The sequence below is a fragment of the Pseudomonas sp. WP18 genome (assembly GCF_036689585.1).
Classification (GTDB): domain Bacteria; phylum Pseudomonadota; class Gammaproteobacteria; order Pseudomonadales; family Pseudomonadaceae; genus Aquipseudomonas; species Aquipseudomonas chlororaphis_E.
Genome location: NZ_CP144758.1, coordinates 3,574,662 through 3,593,217 on the forward strand (window position 1 = coordinate 3,574,662; position 18,556 = coordinate 3,593,217).

Here is an 18,556-nt window from a genome sequence, read left to right on the forward strand (position 1 = left end):
TTCTGCGACACCCTCGCGGTTGGTGATCCGGGTCAGGGCACGTATGATCCTTGAGAACCTACCGCCGAATAGAAGCCTATGTCACTGATAGTTCTATTGCTTTTGCCCTTCATCGGCAGCTGTGTCGCGGCACTGCTGCCGCATAACGCCCGTAACGCCGAATCGCTGCTGGCAGGCCTCGTGGCCCTGGTCGGCACTGTGCAGGTGGCCTTGTTGTACCCGCAGATCGCCGACGGCGGTGTGATCCGCGAAACCTATTCGTGGCTGCCGAGCCTGGGCCTGGACTTCGTCCTGCGTCTGGACGGCTTCGCCTGGCTGTTTTCATTGTTGGTGCTGGGCATCGGTACGCTGGTGTCGTTGTACGCGCGCTACTACATGTCGCCGGACGATCCGGTGCCGCGCTTCTTCGCGTTTTTCCTGGCGTTCATGGGCGCCATGCTCGGCCTGGTGATCTCTGGCAACCTGATCCAGATGGTGTTTTTCTGGGAACTGACCAGCCTCTTTTCCTTCCTGCTGATCGGCTACTGGCACCATCGCGCCGATGCCCGCCGTGGCGCCTACATGGCCTTGATGGTGACCGGGGCCGGCGGCCTCTGTCTGTTGGCCGGGGTGATGCTGCTCGGCCATGTCGTCGGCAGCTATGACTTGGACAAGGTCCTGGCCGCCGGCGAACTGATTCGGGCCCATGCCCTCTACCCCATCCTGCTGGCGCTGATCCTGATCGGCGCCTTGAGCAAAAGCGCACAATTCCCCTTCCACTTCTGGCTTCCCCACGCCATGGCCGCGCCCACGCCGGTGTCGGCGTATCTGCACTCGGCCACCATGGTCAAGGCCGGGGTGTTCCTGCTGGCGCGGCTATGGCCGTCGCTGTCGGGCAGTGAAGAATGGTTCTACATCGTCGGCGGCGCCGGTGCCTGTACGTTGCTGCTGGGCGCCTATTGCGCGATGTTCCAGAATGACCTCAAGGGCCTGCTGGCCTACTCCACCATCAGCCACCTCGGGCTGATCACCCTGCTGTTGGGCCTCAACAGCCCGCTGGCGGCCGTGGCGGCGGTGTTCCATATCCTCAACCACGCCACGTTCAAGGCCTCGCTGTTCATGGCGGCCGGGATCATCGACCACGAAAGCGGCACCCGCGACATCCGCAAGCTCAGCGGCCTGGTCCGGTTGATCCCGTTCACCGCGACGCTGGCCATGGTCGCCAGCGCGGCAATGGCCGGGGTCCCGTTGCTCAACGGCTTTCTGTCCAAGGAAATGTTCTTCGCCGAGACGGTGTTCATTTCCGCCACGGCCTGGGTCGAACTGGCGCTGCCGATCATCGCCACCATCGCCGGGACCTTCAGCGTCGCCTATTCCCTGCGTTTCACCGTGGACGTGTTCTTCGGCCCCGCCGCCACCGACCTTCCCCACACCCCCCACGAGCCGCCGCGCTGGATGCGCGCACCGGTGGAACTGCTGGTGTTCACCTGCCTGCTGGTGGGGATTTTCCCGGCCCAGGTGGTCGGTTCCCTGTTGGCGGCGGCGGCATTGCCCGTGGTGGGCGGCACGCTGCCCGAGTACAGCCTGGCGATCTGGCACGGCCTCAATGCGCCGATGATCATGAGCCTGGTGGCGATGTCCGGCGGCATCGTGCTGTACCTGCTGCTGCGCAATCAGTTCAGGCTGGGGCACATCAAGCACCCGCCATTCATTGGCAGACTCAGCGGCAAGCGCCTGTTCGAGCGCTGCCTGGTGTTGATGATGCGCCAGGGCCGGCGCCTGGAGCGGCGGATCAGCACCCGTCGCCTGCAAGCCCAATTGTTCTGGCTGGTCCTGGCCGCGCTGCTGGCGGGGCTGATCCCGATGCTGCACAGCTCGCTGGTCTGGGGCGATCGGCCAAAGATCCCCGGCTCCATCGTGTTCGTCACCCTGTGGGTGCTGGCGATCGCCTGTGCCGTGGGCGCGGCCTGGCAAGCCAAGTACCACCGGTTGGCGGCCCTGACCATGGTCAGTGTCTGCGGGCTGATGACCTGCGTGACCTTCGTCTGGTTCTCCGCCCCCGACCTGGCCCTGACCCAACTGGTGGTGGAAGTGGTGACCACGGTGTTGATCCTGCTCGGGCTGCGCTGGCTGCCGCGACGGATCGAAGACGCCTCGCCGTTGCCCAACAGCGAACGCCGCGCACGCATTCGCCGCCTGCGGGACTTGTTGCTGTCCATCGCGGTGGGCGGCGGCATGGCGTTGCTGTCCTACGCGATGCTGACGCGCCAGACGCCCAACGACATTTCCTCGTTCTACCTGAGCCGGGCCCTGCCCGAAGGCGGCGGCAGCAACGTGGTGAACGTGATGCTGGTGGACTTCCGCGGCTTCGACACCCTGGGGGAAATCACCGTGCTGGTGGCGGTGGCGCTGGCGGTGTTCGCCTTGCTACGACGTTTCCGCCCGCCGAAGGAAAGCATGCAGTTGCCGGCGCAACAACGCCTGCTGGCGCCGGACGTGGTCACCGACCTGGTCAACCCGCGCCAAGCCAGCGACACCGCATTGGGCTTCATGATGGTGCCGTCGGTGCTGGTGCGCCTGCTGCTGCCGATTGCCCTGGTGGTTTCGTTCTATCTGTTCATGCGTGGCCACAACCAGCCGGGCGGCGGTTTCGTCGCCGGATTGGTGATGTCGGTGGCGTTCATTCTCCAGTACATGGTGGCCGGCACCCAGTGGGTCGAGGCCCAGATGAGCCTGCGGCCGTTGCGTTGGATGGGCACCGGCTTGCTGTTCGCCACCGTCACGGGCCTGGGGGCGATGGCCGTCGGCTACCCGTTCCTGACCACGCACACCTGGCACTTCAACCTGCCGCTGCTGGGTGACATTCACCTGGCCAGCGCCCTGTTCTTCGACATTGGCGTATACGCCGTGGTGGTCGGCTCGACCCTGTTGATCCTCACCGCCCTGGCCCACCAATCGGTGCGCGCGCACAAACCGGGCCTGCAGGCCAAAGCAGCCCCTCTCAAAGGAGCCACTGCCTGATGGAAGAAGTCATCGCAATCGCAATCGGCGTGCTCGCCGCCTCCGGTGTCTGGCTGGTACTGCGCCCCCGGACCTTCCAGGTGGTCATGGGCCTGTGCCTGCTGTCCTATGGCGTCAACCTGTTCATTTTCAGCATGGGCAGCCTGTTCATCGGCAAGGAGCCGATCATCAAGGATGGCGTCCCCCAGGACCTGTTGCACTACACCGACCCGCTGCCCCAGGCCCTGGTGCTGACCGCCATCGTGATCAGCTTCGCCATGACCGCGCTGTTCCTGGTGGTGCTGCTGGCGTCCCGGGGCCTGACCGGCACCGACCATGTGGACGGCCGGGAGCCCCGGGAATGACGTTGACGCCCCATCTGATCGCCGCCCCGATCCTGTTGCCGCTGCTGACGGCCGCGTTGATGCTGATGCTCGGCGAGAAACACCGACCGCTGAAGGCGCGGATCAACCTGTTTTCCAGCCTGCTCGGCCTGGGCATCGCCGTGTTGTTGCTGGCCTGGACCCAGGGCCAGGACCTGCCCGCCTCCATTGGCGTGTACCTGCCCGGCAACTGGCAGGCACCGTTCGGCATCGTCCTGGTGGTCGATCGTCTGTCGGCGCTGATGCTGGTGCTGACCGGGATCATCGGCGTCAGCGCCCTGCTGTTCGCCACGGCGCGTTGGGACCGCGCCGGCGCCAGTTTCCACGCCCTTTTCCAGATCCAGCTGATGGGCCTCTACGGTGCCTTCCTCACAGCCGACCTGTTCAACCTGTTCGTGTTCTTCGAAGTGCTGCTGGCGGCGTCCTACGGCTTGATGCTCCACGGCTCAGGACGGGCGCGGGTGTCGTCGGGCCTGCATTACATCTCCATCAACCTGCTGGCTTCGTCGCTGTTCCTGATCGGCGCGGCGCTGATCTACGGTGTCACCGGCACCCTGAACATGGCCGACCTGGCGTTGAAGGTGCCTTTGGTGCCGGAAGCCGACCGCGGCCTGCTGCACGCCGGGGCCGGCATCCTCGCGGTGGCGTTCCTGGCCAAGGCCGGCATGTGGCCGCTGAACTTCTGGCTGGTGCCGGCCTACAGCGCGGCCAGTGCGCCGGTGGCCGCGCTGTTCGCGATCATGACCAAGGTCGGCGTCTACACCATCCTGCGTCTGTGGACCCTGCTGTTCTCCGGCCAGGCCGGCGCCTCGGCGTACTTCGGCGCCGACTGGCTGATCTACGGCGGCATGGCGACCATCGTCTGCGCGGCCATCGCCATCCTGGCGGCCCAGCGACTGGAGCGCATGGCCAGCCTGAGCATCCTGGTTTCGGCCGGGATCCTGTTGGCGGCCATCGGTTTCGCCCAACCGAACCTGGTGGCCGCGGCGCTGTTTTACCTGGTGAGCTCGACCCTGGCGCTCTGCGCGTTGTTCCTGCTGGCCGAACTGATCGAACGCTCGCGCTCGGCCAATGAACTGGCCCTGGAAGACGATTTCGACAGCTTGCCGCGCCCGCTGGAATCCTTGCAGCCGCCCAAGGGCATCAACCTCGATGACGAGCAGAAAGCCGTGGTCGGGCAAGTGATCCCCTGGACCATGGCGTTCCTCGGCCTGAGCTTCATTTTCTGTGCACTGTTGATCATCGGCATGCCGCCGCTGTCCGGCTTCATCGGCAAGCTGGGCCTGCTGAGCGCGCTGCTCAATCCCCAGGGGCTGGGGGCCAGCGCCGAGACGCCGGTGTCGAACCAGGCGTGGGGCCTGCTGGCGCTGCTGATCCTGTCCGGGCTGGCCTCGCTGATCGCGTTCTCGCGCCTGGGCGTGCAACGCTTCTGGACGCCACAGGAACGACCGTCGCCGTTGCTGCGGCCCTTCGAATGCCTGCCGATCATCGTGCTGCTGGGCCTGGGCATCGCCCTGACCTTCAAGGCCGAGCCGCTGCTGCGCTATACCCAGTCCGCCGCCCAGGCGCTGAACAACCCGGAACATTACGTGATGTCAGTGCTGGCCACCCGTGCCATCCCCAGCCCCGAGGCGCGCGCCGCGACGCTGGAGGTGCAGCCATGAAGCGCCTGTTCCCTGCCCCGTGGCTGTCCCTGGCACTCTGGTTGTTGTGGCTGGTGATGAACCTGTCCCTGAGCCCCGGCCACCTGTTGCTGGGGGCCGCGCTGGGCTTCCTGGCCCCGCTGATGATGCGCCCGTTGCGCCCGCGGCCGATCCGCATCCGCCGACCGTGGGTGATGCTGCGGCTGTTCCTGCTGGTGGGCCGTGACGTGCTGGTGTCCAACCTCGCGGTGGCCTGGGGCGTGCTGAACGCCGGTCGGCGTCCGCCGCGCTCGCGCTTCGTCAAGGTGCCGCTGGACCTGAACGATGCCAACGGCCTGGCCGCGCTGTCGATGATCACCACGGTGGTGCCAGGCACGGTCTGGTCGGAACTGGCCCTGGACCGCAGCATCCTGCTGCTGCATGTGTTCGACCTGGACGACGAGGCGGCCTTCATCGCGCACTTCAAGGCCACCTACGAGCGCCCATTGATGGAGATTTTCGAATGAGCCCGTTGCTGTCCAACGCGATTCTCCTGAGCCTGTTCCTGTTTTCCCTGGCGATGGTGCTGACCCTGCTGCGGCTGTTCAAGGGGCCGTCGGCGCAGGACCGGGTCCTGGCCCTGGACTACCTGTACATTGTGGCGATGCTGATGATGCTGGTGCTGGGCATCCGCTACGCCAGTGACACCTATTTCGAGGCGGCGCTGCTGATCGCCCTGTTCGGCTTTGTCGGCTCGTTTGCCCTGGCCAAGTTCCTGCTGCGTGGCGAGGTGATCGAATGAACGTGGAGTTATCGATGTGGATCGAAATCCCGGTGGCGATCCTGCTGGTGCTCGGCAGCCTGTTCGCCCTGGCCGGCGCCATCGGCCTGGTGCGGCTGAAGGATTACTTCCAGCGCATGCATCCGCCGGCCCTGGCGTCCACCCTGGGGGCCTGGTGCGTGGCGTTGGCCTCGATCCTGTACTTTTCGGGGCTCAAGTCCGGGCCGGTGTTGCACGCCTGGCTGATCCCGATCCTGCTGTCGATCACCGTGCCGGTGACCACCCTGCTGCTGGCCCGGGCGGCGCTGTTTCGCAAGCGCATGGCGGGGGATGATGTGCCGGCGGAGGTGAGCAGTCGCCGTGAGGGCTAACGGGTATTTCGAGCGAACGCCTTTGTGGCGAGGGGATTTATCCCCGCTGGGTTGCGGAGCAACCCCAAAGCCTGCCACCTGTGTACATCCGATTGACCACGTTCAGCCGTTATAAGGGCCGCTTCGCGCCCCAACGGGGATAAATCCCCTCGCCACGGTGATGCCTTCAGTCGCCCTCCAGCGGGAGCAAGCTCCCTCGCCACAACAGTGTTGCAGCCTTGTCCTCAGACCCACGCCACCGCCAGCAACCCGGCCCCGAGCACCACGCACAACGGCGAATAGATCCAGGTATCAAGCCTGGCAAACGTCGACTCCTTGAACTCCTTGAAGAAGCCCACCAGCTCCGACTCGCCGATGGCGCGGGCGAACATCAGCAAGGCGATCGCGCTGATCAGCCATTGCAGCGCCCGGTGCGTGACCGGCGGTGCCAACAGCCCGCCCCGCAGGCTCACCAGAACCGCGATCAACAGCAGCGCCAAGGCCACCAGCAACGTCAACCAGCCCGACGGATCGAACGCCGGTCGCAGCGCTTCGCCGTGCTTGGCCGGCACCTGGGGCACCACCGCCAAAACCGCCCAACGCCCACCCAGGGCCCAATACAAGTGAATCAAGCTGATGGTCGCAAACACTGCGACCAGCGACCGAGCCAAGAAAAGCGTCATTCGCCAGCCTCCTGAAAAAGGTTGAACAATCATCCTAGCTCGAATTTGGCAATTCGCCGGACGGGCGCAGACTGCCCGTTTGCGGCGAAAGACGCATTGCCCAGGATCAAGAGTTCTAACGGCTGGCCATTCTTTAGAGACTGGCCGCGACTTTGTCCGCCACCTCCTTGGGCAGCCAGGCCTGCCAGACCTGCGGATGCGCCTTGAGGAACGCTTCGGCGGCCTCGCGCGGCGGTGTGCGTTTCTCGCTCATGTCGGCCAGGGCCTTGTTCAATGGATCGATGGGCAAATCGACCTTGGCGAAGAACTCGGCGATGTCCGGGTGTTGCTGCTGGAACGGCGTGGAGACGCCAATCGACAGTTTCGAGGCCAGGGATCGGGTCGGCTTCGGATTGGGGTTGTCGGCATCGGTGAGGGTTTTCCAGGCCTCGGCATCGAACGGCGGCTCCTGCAACTGCACCAGCTTGAACTTTCCAAGCAAGGGCGTGGGTGACCAGTAATAAAACAGGATCGGCTTGCCCCGGCGGATCGACGAGGTGATTTCAGCGTCCAGCGCCGCCCCCGAGCCACTGCGGAAATTCACATAGCTGTCCGTCAGGCCGTAGGCCTTGAGCTTCTGCTTGTTGACCACCTCGGACGTCCAGCCGATGGGGCTGTTGAGGAAACGGCCCTTGTCCGGGCTCTCCGGGTCCTTGAACACGTGCTTGTAGCGCGCCAGGTCCTGGACACTGCGCAAATCTGGCGCCACGGGCTTGATGCCTTTGGCCGGGTCGCCCTTGATGACGTACTCGGGCACCCACCAACCCTCGGTCGCGCCCTTGACCGTATCGCCTAGGGCGACCACCTTGCCCTCGGCCTCGGCCTTGACCCACACCGGACTGCGGCCGGCCCACTCTTCACCGATGACCTGGATGTCGTTGTTGGCCAGGGCAGTTTCCAGGGTGATGGTGGTACCCGGCAAGGTGTCGGTCGGCAGGTCGTAGCCTTTTTCGACGATGATCCGCAGGATATCGGTGATCAGGCTGCCGCTTTCCCAGTTCAGGTCGGCGAAGTGGATCGGTGCCGAAGCCGCCGACGCCGGAAACGGCGCCCCCAACACAGCCAAGGTGGCCCAGGCAGCCAGCCACTGTCGAACTCGTTTCATGCTTTGCACCTCGTGCCAGATACAGACATAACCGAACGGCCCTGCGTCAGCGAACGCAAGCCTCTGAATAGTTCAGTCAATTGACTGTAGCCGAGGTTCCAGCGGCCCCCTGAGAAACTGCGAGCGAGCCAGGCACAATGGCCACCGCGCACACGGTTTTCGAGGCATTTTCAGCGGTGAAGCCGTATCACTCGCTGGCCTTGAAGGTCACGAGCTCGCCCTTGCGCCATTTGGCGGCCTTGGCGGTGACGGCTTTCAGGGTCTTGGTCAGGCCTTCCTGCAATTGTTCGTGGGCGGCGAACACCGTCACCACGCTATGGCCTTCCTTGAACAGGATCGCATGGCCCGCGGGCGTCGTGACGAAGGCATAGTCACCCAGGCCATAGACCGTCAACTTGATTTCGCGAAAGCGGATTTCAAACTTGCCGCCCTCACGACTGGGCAACACCGCCGCGCGAAAATGATCACCGACCTTGAGTTCCAGCCTGGGCTTGTCATCGACCACCAGGGCCGACTCGGTGTCGATTTCGGCGACATAGATCCCTTCCGGGGTCTGCTCGGTGATGTAGACGAAACGCGACTGGAACAGTTTGACCAGTTTTGCCCGCAGGTCACCGAGTACAAACAACGCATGCATGTCCAGATTACTTACTGCCAAGGAAACATCCCCATCTTTGAAAACGGCCCACCCGCTAAAAGGACGGACCACGAGAACCCGTGCCGACTGTAGTGTCGCAATGGACCTGTCTTTGAAATTCGAAATGAACGGCGCACCCCATCCCCGGCCGAGAGCAGACTAAAGGTTGCCGCGCTCGCCGTCTTTCCCGAGGGGGCGTCAGAGGCTGAAGGAAAACGCCACGCTGAGCATCGGAAAAGTGGGACGACTAACTTTAGGGAAATTTCTCACTTAGAAAAGCATTTTTCTGACATCGAGCCCAAAAAAAATTGCTTTAGATAGGCGCAGCCGTCTACACGACACTGCCGATTCTAGAGCAGCCGAAGGCGTGGAGACTACTCGCAGCACTCGACAATTCGTCGGTAAACCCTAGAAAAGGAATTCGCATGGCTATTTTCATCCCGCTCCGGCCCCCTATCGTCCCTTGTGTCGTCGACACAGCCGATACCTTCGACGGTGTCGATTACCTGCCCATTTCGTTGATTCAACCGCGTTATCGAGTTGTCCTGGCCGGAAAGTGTTTCTTTCACATTGAAGAAACATCAACTGGGCGTGTAAGAGGTTTCCGCACCGACCATAACGAGGCCTGCTACCTGGCCAGGCGTCTCGAACAGAGTGCTTGAAGGCCTGATGTCGATCGAACTCCTGGCGCTCGCTTGTCTCTGATAGAAAGAAGCAACCCAGGCGTCATGACGGCGCCCGCCAAAGGAGAACCCCATGGAACAGCCTTCCCACGAGCTCAGTACCCTGTTCGACCAACTCGGCCTGCCCTCGGACGGCAAAGCCATCGACGATTTCATCGTGGCCCACCCGCTGGCACCGGAGATCAAGCTGGTGGAGGCCGACTTCTGGTCGGATCAGCAGAAAGCCCTGCTGCGTGAATGGCTGCTGGCCGACGGTGAAGAAGCGGTCCTGGTGGACCAACTGAACGTGCGTTTGCACGACGGTAAATAACCTAGAGGCCATCGGTTGAGCCCCCTGTGGCGAGGGGATTTATCCCCGTTGGGCTGCGTAGCAGCCCCTAGGTCACACATTGCGGCGTATCAGGTCGGCTGCAACCAGCCTTTTTGGGGCTGCCTCGCAGCCCAACGGGGATAAATCCCCTCGCCACGGGGTTTTGCGTTTATTCAATAGAGTGAACGTCAACGCGCCTTCTCAGGCTTGTAACCCAACCGCAACCCACCCCAATGACGGCCCTTGACCATGATCGGTACGGAGAGGTCGTGCATCAGTTCGCCCGTGTCGCGGGTGTAGGTCTGCAACAGCACCGGTTGCTGGTGACTGCCGCAGCGGATGCCGGTGCGGTCGGAGAACTTGCGCTTGGTGCGGTTGTTCAGGGTGTCCACCTGGGGATCGCCGGTCAACGGCTGGCTGAACACCTTGTTGTGGGTTGGCACATAGCCTTGCTGGGTGCAGGCGATCGCGAAGACCAGGCCTTCGTGCCGGGCGAGCAACGGTTCCTGGATCGGCGGCAGCACTTGGTCGGTGTAGCGGTCGAAGCGGGTCTGGAACTTGGCGGGCTGGGTATTGGGTATGGCCTGGTAGTTGCGGTCGAACAGGTCATCCAGACTGACGCGGCCCTGGTCGATATCGGCCTCGAACTGCGCGGCAATCTGGCTCGCCCCTTCCCGTGCCAGGTCATAGACGCGCTGGTGATAGTCATCGAGGCCCACCTCGGCCAGGCGTTCGCTGATGGATTCGGCCTGGCCTTCCATCTGCACCGCTGCCTCGGCCAGGCGCTGGGTCTGCTGGTCGCTGACGGACAGGTCGCCGCGCATTTGCTCGATGGCATGAAACAGGCTGTCGAGCTGCTCGCGGTTGGCGTCGGTGCCCTGGGCAATGGCGCCCACCTGGGTTTCCACGCCTTCGGCGAGCCGGGCAATGTTCTCCAGGTGCTGGCCGGTGTGCTCGACCTGCTGCACGCCGCTGTCCAGGTCATCGGCCAGTTGACGGATCTGCTCCACCACCTGGGCCGTGCGCTGCTGGATGTCCGCGACCATCACCCCAACCTCGCCGGTCGCCGCCGCGGTACGTCCGGCCAAGCCGCGGACTTCATCGGCCACCACCGCAAATCCGCGGCCGTGCTCGCCGGCCCGAGCCGCTTCGATGGCCGCGTTCAGAGCCAGCAGGTTGGTCTGGCTGGCAATCGACTGGATCACCAGGCTGACCCGCTGGATTTCATCGCTGCGCACGCTCAAGGCTTCGATCAACTCGCGACTGTCGTTGGCCCGCTGGCTGAGCTGGTGCATGCGACTGATGGACTCCACCAGCTCGCTGCGCCCGGCCACGCTGCTGCGATGAGCCTCGCTGGCGGCACCCAGGGCCTGCTGGCTGAGGTGTGAAGTCGCCTGTTCGGTGGCAATCATCGATTCGGCGTTGCTGACGATCCGCGCCGCCGCATCGAGTTGCGACTGGACCTTGCCGGCCAGTTGCTTGACCGAATAGGCGACACCGGCGGCTGACAACGCGTTATGACTGGTGGTGTAGGACAAGTCGCGAGTCAGCTCGGACAGCCGGTCGGTCGCCGGCGCCTGGACCGTGGCCACCCGCGAGCGCAGGCGCGGCAACCAGACGATGAGCATCACCAACGGCAGGCCCAGGTACAGCGACCAACTGCCCAGGGTCATGCCACACAACAGCAAGGTCAGGGCAAGGCTCTGCAAGGTCGGCGTCAGCCAGCGTGCCAGGCCTTTCGTCACCGGTACCGAGGCCGGCACCGCACCCGCCAGAGATCCTTCTGTCGCCATGTTCGTCACCCACGCTTATCGTTGTTATGAGCGCATTAAACGCCACTATGGGGCCATTATCCATGGTCCATTAGTCGCGGTTCTTGCATCAGGTCAACGGCAGGGAGGGTGAGATATTGAGCGAAGATCGCAACCTGCGGTGCGCGGTTGCGATCTTTCAAGAGGCGGGATCAGGCCTGGCGCTGGTGCTTGTCGATCTGCTCGTGGCGTTCCTGGGCTTCGATGCAGTACTTGGTGGTCGGGCTGATCAGCAGGCGCTTGAGGCCGATAGGCTCGCCGCTGTCGTCGCACCAGCCGAAGCTGTCATCGTTGATGCGGTCCAGGGCCTGCTCCAGTTGCGGCAGCATGCGCTGGTCACGGTCAATGGCGTTGACCAGCCAGGTGCGCTCTTCTTCTACGGAAGCAGCGTCGGCCGGGTCGGCCGGGGTGTCCAGGCTCTCAATGGCGATTCGGTTCTGTTCGATGCGCTCGTGGGTTTCGACTTTCATGTTCTGCAACAGCTTGGTGAAGAAAGCCAGCTGCTCGGCGTTCATGTAGTCATCCGCCGGCATGGCCAGCAACTTTTCCTTTGTCATTGATATCTCTATAAAAAAACGTGCATTAAGGCGAATTATGGAGCGTCCCGCAGCGCAGCTGCCACGCTCGTCAGGAAGGCGCCGTCTATTCCAAGCGCCACCCGGCACTCAATTTACGAGGGGCGGCAGTCTAAGGCCGAGTGGAGGCCCCAGCAACCGAAAACATAGGGAAAATGTCCGACAACCCCTAGAAATGTTCTCTGACACGCTTTCGGCGGTCATCGGAGTGCGTTTATAACAAGAAATTCGCTGCAATGGCTGTATTAAGAAGACAAATGGCAACGCCACGCGGGTCAGGCGTGGCGCTTTGTCGCATTACAAGGCTGTTTAACGCTTGAGTTTGCGTTTGTTGCGGTATTGGTCGATGACCACGGCCACCACAATGATCAGCCCCTTGATGATGTCCTGGATGTAGGCGTCGACCCCGACAAAGGTGAACCCACTGGCCATCACCCCGAGAATCAGCGCCCCGATCACCGTCCCGGTGATGCGCCCTACCCCACCCGCCAGGCTGGTGCCACCGATCACTGCCGCCGCGATCGCGTCCAGTTCATAGGACATGCCCATGCCCGCCTGCCCGGTCGCCGCCCGCGCCGAGGCCACCACCCCGGCCAACCCTGCCAGCAGCCCGGCGATGCTGTAGACGATCACCAGGTGGCGCTTGACGTTGATGCCCGAGGTGCGCGCCGCCTGCATGTTGCCGCCGATGGCGTAGGTGTACTTGCCGTACTTGGTGTAACGCAGGGCGATGTGGAAGATCACCGCCACCACCAGGAAAATGATCACCGGCATCGCGCCATGGCCGATGGCCGTGTAGGAGTCCGACAACATGCTCACCGGCTGGCCTTCGGTGTAGTAGCGCGCCAGGCCACGGGCCGAGACCATCATACCGAGGGTGGCAATGAACGGCGGGATGCCGGTGATGGCGATGATGCTGCCGTTGATTGCCCCGGCCAACAGCCCGACACCGAGCCCGGCCACCACCGGGATCCACGCCGGCAGGTCGGTCAGCGAGGGGAACACCGCCCGGGCGAAGTCCGACGTCTGGGCCAGGCTGGCGGCAATCATTGCCGACAGCGCCAGCACCGAGCCGGACGACAGGTCGATACCGGTGGTGATGATCACCTGGGTCACACCGATGGCCAGCAGGCCGATGATCGACACCTGCAGGATCATCAGCACCAGGCGCTGGGAGTTCATCAAAAAGCTCTGGTCACGCATGATCCAGCCGAACAGCTCGAACACCAGGCCGATGCCGATCAGCACCAGGAAGATGCTCAGTTCCGTCGGCAGGCGTCGGCGCGTCCTGGCCGGTGCGGCGGCGGGTTTGTTTTCCAGTATTGCGTTCATAGCCATTCACCTTTTTTTGTTCTTTGGCGAGGGGGTATTGCTTTTGGGTGTAGCCCCCTGAAAACGGGACCGCTTCGCGGCCCAGCGGGAGCAAGCTCCCTCGCCACAATTGCGCTCGACTTTATGTTTTGAACAGGCTGCATCAGGACAGGCCCGACGCCAGTTGCATGACCCGTTCCTGACTCGCCTCGCTGCGGTCGAGGGTGCCCATCAGATCGCCTTCGTGCATCACCATGACCCGGTCGCTCATGCCCAGCACTTCCGGCAGCTCGGACGAAATCATGATCACCGCCATGCCTTCGCTGGCCAGGTAGGCGATAAGCCGGTAGATCTCTGCCTTGGCGCCGACGTCGATGCCACGAGTCGGCTCGTCGAGAATCAGGATGCGTGGGTTGGTCATCAGCCAGCGGGCCAAGAGCGCCTTTTGCTGGTTGCCACCGGACAAGGTGTCGATGCACTGTTCCAGCGACGGCGTCTTGACCCGCAGCTTCTTGCACATGTCTTCGCACAGGGCGCGCAGGGCCTTCTGCTGGATGAAACCGTTGCCGACGTAATGGGGCAGCACGGCCATCTCCATGTTTTCCAGCACCGACAGGCACGGGAACAGGCCACTGAGCTTGCGATCCTCGGTCAACAGGGCGAAGCCTTTCTCGATGGCCATGTGCGGGTCGCTGATGCGCACCGGCTGGTCGTCCAGCAGGATTTCACCGCCCGTCGCCGGCGTGATGCCGAAAATCGCCTCGGCTACGTTGGTTCTGCCCGACCCCATCAACCCGGCAATGCCGAGGATCTCGCCGGCGTGCAGGTCGAAGGACACGCCCTTGAAAATACCGTCCAGGCTCAGGTCGCGCACCGACAGTACCCGCTCGCCGATGGGCTTTTCCCGCACCGGGAACAACTGGCTCAGCTCACGCCCGACCATCATCGAGATCAGGCTGTCGCCGTCCATGCTGTCGGCCCGTTGCAGGCCGATGTAGGCGCCGTCGCGAAACACCGCCACTTCATCGGCGATGGCGAACACTTCATTCATTTTATGGGTGATGTAGATGATGCCCTTACCCTCGGCCTTGAGGTCGGCAATGATCGAGAACAGGTGGGCCACTTCCGTTTCGGTGATGGCCGACGTCGGCTCGTCCATGATCAGGACGTCCGAGTCATAGGACACGGCCTTGGCGATCTCGACCATCTGTCGCTCGGCGATGCTCAGGTTGCCCACTTGCTCCTCGGGATCGAGGTTGATACGCAGGCGCTCCAGCAACCGGGCGGTGCAGCGATGCATCTCGCCATGGTCGATCATGTGCAGGCCGTTGAGTTGCTCGCGGCCGATCCAGATGTTCTCGGCGATGCTCATGTGCGGCATCAGGTTGAGTTCCTGGTGGATCATCGCGATCCCGGCCTGCAAGGCCGCCAGGGGTGTGTCGAACGTCACCGGCCTGCCCCGCAGGCGCAGTTCACCCGCGTCGGGCTGGTAAATGCCGGCGATGATTTTCATCAGGGTGGATTTGCCGGCGCCGTTCTCGCCCATCAGGGCCAACACGGAGCCTGGACGTACCCGCAGTTGCACATCGGACAGGGCCACCACGCCGGGAAAGCCTTTGCTGACATTGACGACTTCCAGCAGGTACGGTTCGTCAGGTATTACGCCCGGCTGGACACTCATCGCCGGGGTGCTCGAAGCAGTCGCTGAAGCGAACATGATCAGGTACTCCCTCGGCAAGGTCGATGACGCGACCCTGCCTGCTTATTATTGTGGTGGAACCGCGGGGACGGCAGGCCTCACTTGAACTGGTCGACGTTTTCCGGGGTGATCAGGCGATAAGGCACCCACACGGCGGGTTCAACCGGCTGCTTCTTGACCATCTTCACCGCCGTGTCGATCGAGCCGTCGGCCTGCCCTTTGGCGTCCTGGAACACCGAGACGGCCATCTCGCCTTTCTTCACCGCGTTCAGGCCGTCCGGCGTGCCGTCGACCCCGGCGATCAGTACGCTGCCCTTCTCCTTGCCGGCGCCCTTGAGGGCCATGGCGGCGCCAATGGCCATTTCGTCGTTGTTGGCGACCACCGCCTGGAATTCGCGGCCCTGGGTCAGCCAGTCATTGACCAGCGTCATGCCCTTGTCCCGCAGCCAGGTGCCCGTCTGCTCCTGCTCGATCTTGATGCCGGGGTACTTGGCCAGCACTTCCTTGACGCCCTTGGTGCGGTTGGTGGTGGAGTTGTTGGCGAGGTCACCGAGCAGGATCACGATGTTGCCCTTGCCACCCATTTTTTCCGCCAGGTACTGCATCTGCATCCGCCCGGCCTCCAGGTCATCCGAAGCGACGGTGACCACGCCCGCCGGCAGCTTCAGATCGTCGGGGCGCCGGTTGACGTAGACCAGCGGAATGCCGGCGGCCACGGCGGCCTTGGTGATGCGCTGGGTCGCGGCGGTGTCCACCGGGTTGACGATGATGGCGTCGACCTTCTGGCTGATGAAGCTTTCCACCTGGCTCAGCTGCTTGACCACGTCACTGCGCGCGTCTTCGAACTGCAGGCTGACGCCGTCCGGCAGGGATTTGGCTTTCTTGTCCATGGATTCACGCAGGTAGGTCAGCCAGGTGTCATCGAACTGGGACATGCTGACGCCGATCTTCAGGTCCGCCAGGGCTGCGCCGCTGGTGAGCATCAATGACAGGGCCAGCGAGGCGATACGGGTCTTGGTCTTCATGAACGGTCTTTCTCCACTTTTTTGTTGGTTTTATGGATAAGGCGTAGCGGATCAGGAGCGCGGCAAGCGCACGATGGGCGCGCCGGGGATGCAACAGACCACGGCGCCCTTGCGCTGGATGCACAGGGACCCGAAGAGGGATACGACAGAGGACAGGCTTGGCAAGTGAAACGCAGAGCGGCTGAAGGTTTTCATCGACGGTACCTGGCTGTGCTTCTTGTTTTTGTGAAGTCCCCTACCCGTTTAAGACTTGCTTGCTCGGATGGGAACCGGATGTCGGCAACCTGGAAATGACTTTATTGGAAAATATTTTCCATATCAACTTGTTTTAGAATTTTATTCGTTTTTTATTCCATGGCCTACGGGCGGGGACATCACCACCACCTGCCCCTGCTCGGCACTCTGCCGCGCAGCGTCCAGAATGCGCGTGGTCGCCAGGGCATCGCGGGCCTGCACCGGTAACGGCCCGCCCCCTTGCAGGGCACTTTGCAGGCGCTGGTAGAACGTCATCCAGCAACCGCGTTCCGAGGTCACCCGCTCCCGCTCGTTGCCGTGCTCGAACCAGCCCCAGCGCCGATGTTCCTCGGCGCCCCAGCGTTCGCCCGCGCTGGCCGGGCTCAATCCGGCCAGCGCCTGGGCCTCCTGGCCATCCAGGCCGTCGACGGTGTAGCAGCCGTGGGTGCCGCTGACCCGAAAGCGTGGGCGCGGGGCGTTTTGCAGGCAATGGCCGCTCAGGTGTGAAACGACCCCACCGACATGGGTCAGGGACATAAAGAAGCCATTGTCGAAAACCTGGCCGGGCGTTCGGTAATCCAGCTCGGCGTAGACTCGCGCCACCGGCCCGAACAGTTGCAGTGCCTGGTCCACCAGATGGCTGCCGAGGTCGCGCAGGAATCCGCCGCCGCTGCCTTTACCCACCGACGAAGGCGAGTAACGCTCGACACTGGACTCGAAGCGCATGACCTGGCCCAGGGCACCGGAGGCCAGCAATTTGCGCAAGGTCAGGAAGTCCGAATCCCAGCGACGGTTCTGGTACACGCTCAACGGCACCTTGCCCCGCTCGGCCGCCACTACCAGCGCCTCGGCCTCGGCCGCGTCACGGGCAAATGGCTTGTCGCTGACCACCGCCACGCCGTGCTCGATGGCTTGCATCACCACCGCCGGACGACTGTCCAACGGCGTAGACACCACCACCGCGTCGACCCCCGCCGCCACCAATTGCTCAAGCGTGTCAAACGCGCGGGCGTTCGGGTAGTCGCCTGCCAGTTGCGCACGCCGCTCAGCCGAGCGCGTGACCACGCCGACAAACGTCGCCCCCGGCAAACTGCTGATCAACGGCGCATGAAAAAACCGCCCTCCCTTGCCGTAGCCGACCAGTCCGATTCGCATGAAACCCCCTTGAAAGTCATTGGATAAACATCGACCCTGTGGGAGCGGGCTTGCTCGCGAAGGCGTAGTGTCAGTCGACATCAATGTTGAATGTGCCGCCGTCTTCGCGAGCAAGCCCGCTCCCACAAGGATTGGGGTTAGCCGTAGAAACGCGGGCGCTCAGGCAATTCGATGGGAACGATCTGCCCGCTCTGCTGCGCCTGGATGCAGGCATCGGCCGCCACCGCCGCCGCGAAGCCGTCCCAGGCCGATGGCCCGCCCACCTGGCCGGCGCGCACGCCGTCGATGAAGGCTTGCAGTTCGACGTCGTAAGCGGCGATGAAGCGGTCCTTCCAGTCCATCAGGATCGCGTTGGACAGCTTGGCCTCGCTGCGCAGTTGCACCTGGGACGGTTCCGGCAGCTTGGCGATGCCCGTCTCCCCCACCACTTCGCACTGGATGTCGTAGCCGTACTGGCAGTTGACGAACACTTCCACGTCGATGCGGGTGCCCTTGACGGTTTCCAGCAACACGACCTGCGGGTCACGCAGGTGGGCCAGGGCCTTGCTGGTCTTGCGCGGGAACACCACTTGCACCGAAACGTAGTCATCGGCCAACAGCCAGCGCAGCACATCCAGCTCGTGAATCAGCGTGTCGGTGATTGCCATGTCGGTCTTGTAGTTCTCGCCGACCCTGGGGTTGCGGTGGGCACAGTGGAGCATCAGCGGTTCGCCGATCTGACCGTTGTCGATCACCGCCTTGAGGGCCCGGTAGCCTTCGTCGTACGGCCGCATGAAGCCGACCTGTACCAGGCGTGTGCCGTGGGCCACCTCCGCGTCGACGATCCGGCGGCACCCTTGGGCGGTGACCGCCAGGGGCTTTTCGCAAAACACCGGCTTGCCGGCCGCAATCGCCGCCAGCACGTATTCCTCATGGCTCGGGCCCCAGGAAGTGACCAGGATCGCCTCGACATCCGGCGCCTTGATCAGGGCGTGCCCGTCCGGGTAGACCTCGGCGGTCAGGTTCAAATCCGCCACCACCTTCGCCGCCTGGGCAAGGTTGATGTCGGTCACCGCCACCACCTGGCTATTGAGCAACGTCTGGCTGCACCGCCGGATATGGTCCTGGCCAATGGCCCCAGTGCCAATGACGCCCAGTTTCAAAGACATGTGGAACTCCTTATTCGGTTGAGGCA

General features: G+C 63.2%; 18 protein-coding genes. 8 read left to right on the plus strand and 10 right to left on the minus strand.

All coding sequences use genetic code 11. The features are described 5' to 3' along the window. Nucleotides 1-78: 78 nt before the first annotated feature. Genes V5F23_RS15665 through V5F23_RS15690 form a run of 6 tightly spaced genes read left to right on the plus strand, consistent with a single transcriptional unit; the run spans nt 79 to nt 6,136 of the window. Nucleotides 79-3,000, plus strand: coding sequence for a monovalent cation/H+ antiporter subunit A (locus tag V5F23_RS15665; RefSeq protein WP_042730569.1), 2,922 nt, complete (start codon nt 79-81; stop codon nt 2,998-3,000). Then, a complete protein-coding gene (locus tag V5F23_RS15670; RefSeq protein WP_003180540.1) occupies nt 3,000-3,344 on the plus strand; it encodes a Na+/H+ antiporter subunit C in 345 nt (114 codons plus the stop codon). The genes V5F23_RS15665 and V5F23_RS15670 overlap by 1 nt, the downstream gene beginning before the upstream one ends. Further along, nucleotides 3,341-5,026 carry a monovalent cation/H+ antiporter subunit D gene (locus tag V5F23_RS15675; RefSeq protein WP_047738861.1) on the plus strand — a complete coding sequence of 562 codons (1,686 nt, stop codon included), beginning with the start codon at nt 3,341-3,343 and terminating at the stop codon, nt 5,024-5,026. Before V5F23_RS15670 ends, V5F23_RS15675 begins: the two co-directional genes overlap by 4 nt. Then, nucleotides 5,023-5,511, plus strand: coding sequence for a Na+/H+ antiporter subunit E (locus V5F23_RS15680; protein ID WP_047738863.1), 489 nt, complete (start codon nt 5,023-5,025; stop codon nt 5,509-5,511). The genes V5F23_RS15675 and V5F23_RS15680 overlap by 4 nt, the downstream gene beginning before the upstream one ends. After that, nucleotides 5,508-5,786, plus strand: a complete 279-nt coding sequence (locus tag V5F23_RS15685; protein ID WP_024780040.1) for a K+/H+ antiporter subunit F — start codon at nt 5,508-5,510, stop codon at nt 5,784-5,786. The genes V5F23_RS15680 and V5F23_RS15685 overlap by 4 nt, the downstream gene beginning before the upstream one ends. Beyond that, nucleotides 5,783-6,136, plus strand: coding sequence for a Na+/H+ antiporter subunit G (locus V5F23_RS15690; protein WP_042730572.1), 354 nt, complete (start codon nt 5,783-5,785; stop codon nt 6,134-6,136). Before V5F23_RS15685 ends, V5F23_RS15690 begins: the two co-directional genes overlap by 4 nt. A 224-nt stretch (nt 6,137-6,360) precedes the next feature. Here the strand turns inward: V5F23_RS15690 and V5F23_RS15695 are convergent, their stop codons facing one another. The 3 genes from V5F23_RS15695 to V5F23_RS15705 all read right to left on the minus strand — a co-directional run bounded on the left by V5F23_RS15695 (nt 6,361) and on the right by V5F23_RS15705 (nt 8,579). Continuing rightward, nucleotides 6,361-6,798, minus strand: coding sequence for a DUF3995 domain-containing protein (locus V5F23_RS15695; RefSeq protein ID WP_042730573.1), 438 nt, complete (start codon nt 6,796-6,798; stop codon nt 6,361-6,363). A 133-nt stretch (nt 6,799-6,931) separates the two neighbouring features. After that, the gene (locus tag V5F23_RS15700; protein ID WP_047738866.1) at nt 6,932-7,942 is read right to left on the minus strand and encodes an ABC transporter substrate-binding protein; all 1,011 of its coding nucleotides are present in this window, start codon (nt 7,940-7,942) and stop codon (nt 6,932-6,934) included. Nucleotides 7,943-8,129: 187 nt separating this feature from the next. After that, nucleotides 8,130-8,579, minus strand: coding sequence for a hypothetical protein (locus V5F23_RS15705; RefSeq protein WP_042730575.1), 450 nt, complete (start codon nt 8,577-8,579; stop codon nt 8,130-8,132). 425 nt (nt 8,580-9,004) lie between these two features. On the opposite strand from V5F23_RS15705, the gene V5F23_RS15710 reads away from it, so the two are divergent. Both V5F23_RS15710 and V5F23_RS15715 read left to right on the plus strand, forming a co-directional pair. Beyond that, entirely contained in the window at nt 9,005-9,241 is a 237-nt protein-coding gene (locus V5F23_RS15710; protein WP_152622935.1) for a hypothetical protein, read from the plus strand. 94 nt (nt 9,242-9,335) lie between these two features. Beyond that, complete coding sequence (locus tag V5F23_RS15715) at nt 9,336-9,572, plus strand: DUF2789 family protein (RefSeq protein WP_042730576.1); 237 nt, start codon at nt 9,336-9,338, stop codon at nt 9,570-9,572. A gap of 188 nt (nt 9,573-9,760) precedes the next feature. Here the strand turns inward: V5F23_RS15715 and V5F23_RS15720 are convergent, their stop codons facing one another. The 7 genes from V5F23_RS15720 to V5F23_RS15750 all read right to left on the minus strand — a co-directional run bounded on the left by V5F23_RS15720 (nt 9,761) and on the right by V5F23_RS15750 (nt 18,530). Next, nucleotides 9,761-11,365: a methyl-accepting chemotaxis protein gene (locus tag V5F23_RS15720; RefSeq protein ID WP_338495541.1), complete on the minus strand. Its 1,605-nt coding sequence runs from the start codon at nt 11,363-11,365 to the stop codon at nt 9,761-9,763. A gap of 170 nt (nt 11,366-11,535) precedes the next feature. Continuing rightward, nucleotides 11,536-11,940, minus strand: a complete 405-nt coding sequence (locus V5F23_RS15725) for a TraR/DksA C4-type zinc finger protein (protein WP_003202859.1) — start codon at nt 11,938-11,940, stop codon at nt 11,536-11,538. A 327-nt stretch (nt 11,941-12,267) separates the two neighbouring features. Continuing rightward, nucleotides 12,268-13,290 (minus strand): ABC transporter permease, encoded by a 1,023-nt coding sequence (locus V5F23_RS15730; RefSeq protein WP_042731369.1) that lies wholly within the window; start codon nt 13,288-13,290, stop codon nt 12,268-12,270. A 142-nt stretch (nt 13,291-13,432) separates the two neighbouring features. Further along, nucleotides 13,433-14,986 carry a sugar ABC transporter ATP-binding protein gene (locus V5F23_RS15735; RefSeq protein ID WP_042731370.1) on the minus strand — a complete coding sequence of 518 codons (1,554 nt, stop codon included), beginning with the start codon at nt 14,984-14,986 and terminating at the stop codon, nt 13,433-13,435. An 80-nt stretch (nt 14,987-15,066) separates the two neighbouring features. Further along, entirely contained in the window at nt 15,067-15,993 is a 927-nt protein-coding gene (locus tag V5F23_RS15740; protein WP_042731371.1) for a sugar ABC transporter substrate-binding protein, read from the minus strand. A gap of 336 nt (nt 15,994-16,329) precedes the next feature. Then, a complete protein-coding gene (locus tag V5F23_RS15745) occupies nt 16,330-17,382 on the minus strand; it encodes a Gfo/Idh/MocA family oxidoreductase (protein ID WP_212802669.1) in 1,053 nt (350 codons plus the stop codon). Between the two features lie 137 nt (nt 17,383-17,519). Beyond that, the gene (locus V5F23_RS15750) at nt 17,520-18,530 is read right to left on the minus strand and encodes a Gfo/Idh/MocA family oxidoreductase (RefSeq protein WP_212802670.1); all 1,011 of its coding nucleotides are present in this window, start codon (nt 18,528-18,530) and stop codon (nt 17,520-17,522) included. Nucleotides 18,531-18,556: the final 26 nt, after the last annotated feature.